The sequence below is a fragment of the Pedobacter miscanthi genome (genome assembly GCF_032678605.1).
Lineage (GTDB): Bacteria > Bacteroidota > Bacteroidia > Sphingobacteriales > Sphingobacteriaceae > Pedobacter > Pedobacter miscanthi_A.
Genome location: NZ_JAVTSU010000002.1, coordinates 522,325 through 528,686, shown reverse-complemented (window position 1 = coordinate 528,686; position 6,362 = coordinate 522,325). Strand labels below are relative to the sequence as shown.

General features: G+C 39.7%; 7 protein-coding genes. 4 read left to right on the top strand and 3 right to left on the bottom strand.

Annotated features, from left to right (window positions below; translation table 11 throughout):
- Positions 1–265: 265 nt before the first annotated feature.
- Positions 266–1,222: a lipid A deacylase LpxR family protein gene (locus tag R2R28_RS05135; protein WP_316824630.1), complete on the top strand. Its 957-nt coding sequence runs from the start codon at positions 266–268 to the stop codon at positions 1,220–1,222.
- Positions 1,222–2,331, top strand: a complete 1,110-nt coding sequence (locus R2R28_RS05130; protein WP_316824629.1) for an acyloxyacyl hydrolase — start codon at positions 1,222–1,224, stop codon at positions 2,329–2,331. The genes R2R28_RS05135 and R2R28_RS05130 overlap by 1 nt, the downstream gene beginning before the upstream one ends.
- On the opposite strand, the gene R2R28_RS05125 is transcribed toward R2R28_RS05130, so the two are convergent.
- The 3 genes from R2R28_RS05125 to R2R28_RS05115 are packed head-to-tail and all read right to left on the bottom strand — an operon-like array spanning position 2,328 to position 4,741.
- A complete protein-coding gene (locus R2R28_RS05125; protein WP_316824628.1) occupies positions 2,328–2,687 on the bottom strand; it encodes a CoA-binding protein in 360 nt (119 codons plus the stop codon). The genes R2R28_RS05130 and R2R28_RS05125 overlap by 4 nt on opposite strands.
- Before the next feature lie 11 nt (positions 2,688–2,698).
- Entirely contained in the window at positions 2,699–3,166 is a 468-nt protein-coding gene (locus R2R28_RS05120) for a DinB family protein (RefSeq protein WP_316824627.1), read from the bottom strand.
- A gap of 33 nt (positions 3,167–3,199) precedes the next feature.
- The gene (locus tag R2R28_RS05115; protein WP_316824626.1) at positions 3,200–4,741 is read right to left on the bottom strand and encodes an NAD(P)/FAD-dependent oxidoreductase; all 1,542 of its coding nucleotides are present in this window, start codon (positions 4,739–4,741) and stop codon (positions 3,200–3,202) included.
- A 509-nt stretch (positions 4,742–5,250) separates the two neighbouring features.
- Here R2R28_RS05115 and R2R28_RS05110 point away from each other — a divergent pair.
- On the top strand, positions 5,251–5,832 hold the full coding sequence (locus tag R2R28_RS05110; protein ID WP_316824625.1) for a LemA family protein: 582 nt from the start codon (positions 5,251–5,253) through the stop codon (positions 5,830–5,832).
- Between the two features lie 83 nt (positions 5,833–5,915).
- Positions 5,916–6,359, top strand: a complete 444-nt coding sequence (locus tag R2R28_RS05105; RefSeq protein WP_316824624.1) for a TPM domain-containing protein — start codon at positions 5,916–5,918, stop codon at positions 6,357–6,359.
- The last annotated feature ends 3 nt before the right edge of the window (positions 6,360–6,362 follow it).

Genomic DNA, 6,362 nt, shown 5'->3' with positions numbered 1-6,362 from the left:
GGCAAAACTTTTTGGCAAATCAGGTGTTTGGGGCGATTTAACAAACCTATCAGGTTTCAAAATCCGATAGGTTGAATATATAAAGCGCGCCGTAATAACATACTTATAGTAGCACAGAATCTGATTTGCTAAAAAATAACCAGCTTAAAACTTCCTAAGCCCACTCCTTAACCAATTAAACATCGGAAGCACCTGCCGGTGAAATTTCAAACAATAATTAATACTTTTATGCCTTTATTAAAATTGTCCTTTATAAATGAAGTTAATGCTCAAATTAAACCTGATTATGCTATTTATTGGAATAGCGGAAATTGGTTATGCCCAAAATTATAAAAATGAGCTGGTTGTTATTTCTGAAAACGACGCTTATATCGATATCACCAGCGACCGTTATTACACAAATGGTGCCTTTATTAAATACAGGCATGCTTTAAACGGCGAAAATTTGAAAGCCGGAAGAAGTAAAGAAATCATAGGTTTTGAATTTGGACAGAAAATATACAATCCCTATTACAGTTTCGCACCGAACCCTGCATTACACGACAGGCCTTTTACAGCTTACCTGTATGGAGAGGCAAACTACAGTTGGTTTTACGCAAATAAACAAATGTTAAAGGTTTCGGTACAAGCAGGAGTTACGGGAAAGGATGCACTGGGCGAAAAATTTCAGAAGGCTTTTCACAAATTGGTTGGTCAAAACCAGATTGAGGGATGGGAATACGGTTTAAACAGTGAACCGACATTAAACTTAGGCGCTGAATACAATAAATTGTTATTAACTACGAATAATAAGCTATTTGATGTTACAGGAACAGCTTCGGCAGCGGTTGGTAATGTAATTACAAAAGCCAACCTTGGCGCGATGTTTCGTTTGGGCAGATTTAACGATATGGAGGGTTCTTCTGCTTTTAACAGTTTAATTAGCAATAATAACACATATAAAGCAATGCGCAAATACGAACTTTTTCTTTCGGTTATGCCACAGTTGCATGCGGTTGCCTTCGATTCGAGTTTACAGGGTGGCTTATTTTTGAGTGATAAGGGACCAATAACATTCAAACCTAAACCTGTTGTTTTTACCACGCAAGTGGGTTTAACATTTGCCATTGCACGGTGGACAGCTAATTATACGGCTACTTTTACTTCGAACGAAGTTAAAAACAGTGCTACAGGCTACCGTTATGCTTTTTATAGTCTTGCTTACCGTTTTAGTAAAAATTAATGAAAAAACAATTCCTTTTTTTGATCATCCTGATTACATGCAGCATTTTTGCCCAGGCTCAAATTGCACCAGAAAATCATTCAATTATTCTTAAGCCTATATTTGGTACGCATATTAACAATGATCAGGGGCATTTGTTTCAGGATCAGATTACGGGGTTTGATGCCGCCTACTTTAAGGATATCAGTCAGCACAGCGACAAATGGATTGGCTTCAGCGGCGCAAAATCGTATGGTATAGGGTTTATTTTCAGAGACCTCAGCAAGTTAAAGGGAACCAAAGATACTTCGGCTAATGCATTCGGGCAGGTATATGGCCTGGTGGCGCAGATGGATTTTCAGTTATTTAAAATCGGAAAGGCAAAGTTTAATTTCACTCCCGGTGTTGGTTTAGGTTATACGAATAAATATTACTTCAATAATACCAAAAACAGGTTTTTAGGTAGTCCGGTTAACGAAACCATTAAAGCAGATTTAGGAATGGAGTTGCCAATGAGTCAATATGCCGATTTATTGGTTGGTTTTGGTTTTTTACACGTATCAAACGGTGGTGCTACGGTTCCTAACGGGGGCTTAAATACCGGAAATGTTTATATCGGCCTGAAATTGAACAACCAGAAGGCATTAACTGCCGAGCGGAAAAGCACCTATACTACTTTACAGCGCAACTCTATTGAGCTTAGTGCCGGCTTAGGGGCACGTGGCGTGTTTGCGAATAGAAATAAAAGTTTGTACAAAAGTGGGTTATATGCCGGCTATAATTTTTACCTGAATGATGTAATGTCACTTAAGGCGGGTGCGGATGCGGTTTATTATTATACTGTTTATGATCCGAATAATGCTAATGATACCTTTCAGAATTATGGCACTTCGTACGACAGGTGGCGCACCGGGTTGAGTATTGGTGCTGATATTAATTTATGGCGGGTAACTGTTGCCGCACAAATTGGGAAATATATCCATTACAACAGATTGATGGACAAAGCGACCTGGTACTGGACATTTGGGCCTACTTTTAACATTACGCCACACTTAGGCTTACAGGCAAAAACCTATATGCACTTTGCACAGGCCGACTATGTAAACTGGGGCGTAGTATACCGGTTTTAGTATTGACCGGTACTTAACAGCACTAAGGTACAAGCTTCAACAGGCTCAATATCATGCTGATCCAATAATTTTTCGAGCTCGTAATTTTCCGTACCAGGATTGAAAATTACGCGTTTGGGTTTGGTAGCCAGGATATAATCGTGGTACTGTGGCTGTAAAGCGGGGCCAATATACAAGGTAATGGTATCGATCTCGTGATGGATTTCTCCGGGTTTTTCAATTTCAACACCCGCTACTTCTCCCCTCTTGATCCCAACGTTAACAATTTCGTGATTAAAACGTTTGAGCATGTTGGCCGCTTTATACGAATATCGTGATGGATCTGGCGATGCGCCTATAATCAATGTTTTCTTCATCTTCTGATTTTTTAAAATTTCGACAACAAAGCAATTTGACCAGAATGGTAGGCGTGGTGTTGCGCTAAACCGCTTACCAATTCTACATTGGTTACACCGGTGCCTAAAGCTGGATTTCGCTCACTCTTTACTTCATCATTCCATTGGTTATCTTTCAGCGCCTCACAAATGCGGATTAACTCTTCGTTGGCAATTTTAAAATTAAATATAATACGCTCCCAGGCCTGTGGTGTCCTGGCTTCAGGTTCTGGCCAATCGCCCATGGCAGGTTCTGCAGCAGGCTTTCCGGTTAATCTTGAACTTACTTCTTCTGTCCATGCGGTTAAATGCAGCGCAATTTCAGCTATAGAATGTGCCCCCGGTACAAAATGGCTAAATGCTTTTTCGGGATTAACATTGTTTAATGTTTGCATAACGTGATTACCATGCCATGCATCACCATTAAAGGCTTTTTTTATTTCGTTCGTAATATTAAACATACCAAAATAACAACTGGTACAATATAAAGTTTGTTAAGATGCGTTCAATATTGCATTAGCACAGTTAATTCCATCTATTGCTGCCGATACAATCCCACCGGCATAACCTGCGCCTTCGGCACATGGATATAACCCTTTTACCTGTGGATGCTGGTAGGTTTCTTTATCCCTCGGAATCCTTACCGGAGAAGAAGTTCTACTCTCCACGCCCACCAAAATAGCTTCGTTGGTGTAATAACCTCTGATTTTTTTTCCAAACAAAGGCAATGCAGCACGCAAACTATCGGATACAAATTCGGGTAGGATATTATCAAGCATCGAGCTTTTGGTACCTGGCAAATATGAATTCTTTGGCAGATCGAGTGATAATTTATTGTTCACAAAATCGACCATTCTTTGTGCAGGGGCAACCAGATTACCACCTCCGGCCTCAAAAGCAGCTTTTTCGATTTCGGACTGAAAATTCAACATTCTCAACGGATCGTAACCCTGAACATCGTTTAAGGTAATTTGAACTACGGTACCTGAATTGGCGTAAGGATTGTTGCGTTTGGATGGCGACCAGCCATTTACCACGATTTCATTTTCGCCGGTAGAGCAAGGCGCAATAATACCACCAGGACACATGCAAAAAGAAAATACACCACGGGTACCAACCTGCTCAACCAAACTGTAGTATGCCGGAGGTAAAAATTCAGAACGGATATCACAATGATACTGTGCAGAATCGATAATTTCTTGCGGGTGTTCAACCCGAACGCCCAAAGCAAAAGGTTTTGCCTCGATGAGGATATTTTTACTGTTCAACAATTCGTACACATCTCTTGCAGAGTGACCTGTTGCCAAAATAATATTGTCAGCCAGGAGTTTCTCTTCAAAATTAATTTCTATTCCTTTTACGGTTCCAAATTCGACTAAAATATCAGTCATCCGGCTATCAAACATCACTTCTCCACCGGCATTTAAAATGGTATCTTTTATCGCAGTAATAATGTGGGGAAGTTTATTGGTGCCAATATGCGGACGGGCATCAATAGCAATATCGGGCTCGGCACCATGGTTTACAAAAACCTGAAGCACTTTATTAATATCGCCACGTTTGTTAGATCGGGTGTATAATTTACCATCAGAATAAGTTCCGGCACCGCCTTCGCCATAGCAATAATTGGATTCGGTATTCACCAAACCCTGTTTATTTATGGCAGCCAGATCCCTGCGCCGTTGTTTAACATCTTTTCCGCGCTCGATAATAATAGGCTTTAACCCATTTTCAATACATTGCAAAGCAGCAAATAACCCAGCTGGACCAGCTCCTATGATAATAACAGGTTTAGCCGCACTTACATTCGGATAATTGATGGTATAAACTTCGGGAATGGCTTCTTCATCTACAAAAACCTTTACCTGTAAGCGGAAAATCACCTTCCGGGAACGGGCATCGATTGATCTTTTTAAAATTTCGTAACCTTTAATCCGAGATTCAGATAGTTTTAAGCCTTCAGCAAGTTTCTCTTTAATAACTTCAGTTTGCTCAACCTGATGCGGGAGCAAAGTAATTTCGATGTCTTTTTGCATATCAAGTCGGGTTTTTATCCCGAATGGTACAAAGATAGGCATCTGAAAGCATATTTGATGATTTCAGGATATGACTAAAAATTATCAGTAGGCTAAAGTAATGCCTTTATGTTTTTTGGAAAGCAATTGCAGTATTTCATAGGCCGTTTCCCCCCGCTCTACCTCCTGCCCCGATAAAAAATTCGGGGGCATCCGTTCGATCGGGTTTAATTACGTTAGTTATCTGCTATTATGTTGGTTTTCTGTGCCATAGGCCGATGTTTTTAGCACCGAGCGGAGCGGGCATTCCGAATTTTCGTCCGGATAAAGCGGACATCGGGACGAACTTTAATAAAAGCAAAAGGTCCTGCGCTTCAAAACAAAAAATACCAATTTATCTTATTAAACCAATAATTGACTTGTCAACCTGGCAGATAATGATACAAATTGTAACAAAGGCATGCAATTTGATATCTAATTTGTAAATTGAACTATAATTCAGTTTGATTGAGAAGACAAAAACCATAAAAATGAAAAGATTAATATTTGGAATTTTAGCTGCAGTTATTGCAGTGAGCACTTTAAGTTCATGCGGATACAACAGCATGGTTAAATTGGATGAGAACGTTAAATCGAAGTGGGGAACGGTGCAAACCCAATACCAGAGAAGAGCAGATTTGATTCCGAACCTGGTAGCAACAGTAAAAGGTGCAGCGAAATTTGAGCAAGGAACGCTAACTGCGGTGACTGAAGCACGTGCGAAAGCAACACAAATGACGGTTAACACGGATGATTTATCGCCAGAAAACATCAAAAAATTCCAGGAAGCTCAGGGACAACTAAGCCAGGCCCTGGGTAAATTATTATCGATTACGGAGAATTATCCTGAACTAAGGGCTACACAACAGTTTAGTGATTTATCGGCACAATTAGAAAGTACCGAGAACAGAATTACGGTTTCACGTAAAGATTTTAATGATGCCGTGCAGGAATATAATGGTAAAATCAGGTCATTTCCGACTAATTTAACGGCCGGAATGTTTGGTTTTAAACCAAAAGGTTATTTTGAAGCTGATGCTGCTGCAAAAAATGCACCTAAAGTAGAATTTTAATATTCTAACGATAACATTTAAGGGTAATGAATGTTTATTAATTAAACATTCATTACCCTTTTTACTTCTTATAAAAGAAACACATGCCATTATTTTCAGATATTGAACAAGAAAAAATAGCAAATGCAATATCGGATGCCGAAAAGTCAACTTCGGGAGAGATCAGGATTGCTATTGATAAGCTTTGTGAAGGTGAACCGTACGAAAAAGCCATCGAATACTTTCACAAACTGGATATGGATAAAACTGCCAGAAGAAATGGTGTACTGATTTACCTTGCACATGCAGACCATAAATTTGCCATCATAGGCGATGTTGGTATTCACCAGGTAGTACCAGAAAACTTCTGGGAAACCACCAAAATTGCCATGACTGCTCATTTTGCTAAAGGTAATTTAGCCGATGGTATTATTGCCGGTGTTGCACTGGCAGGAGAAAAACTGGCCTTATTCTTCCCTCCACAAAAGGGCGACATAAATGAGTTGCCAAATGATATCGTTTTTATGGATAATTTTGAAAATAAATAAGCG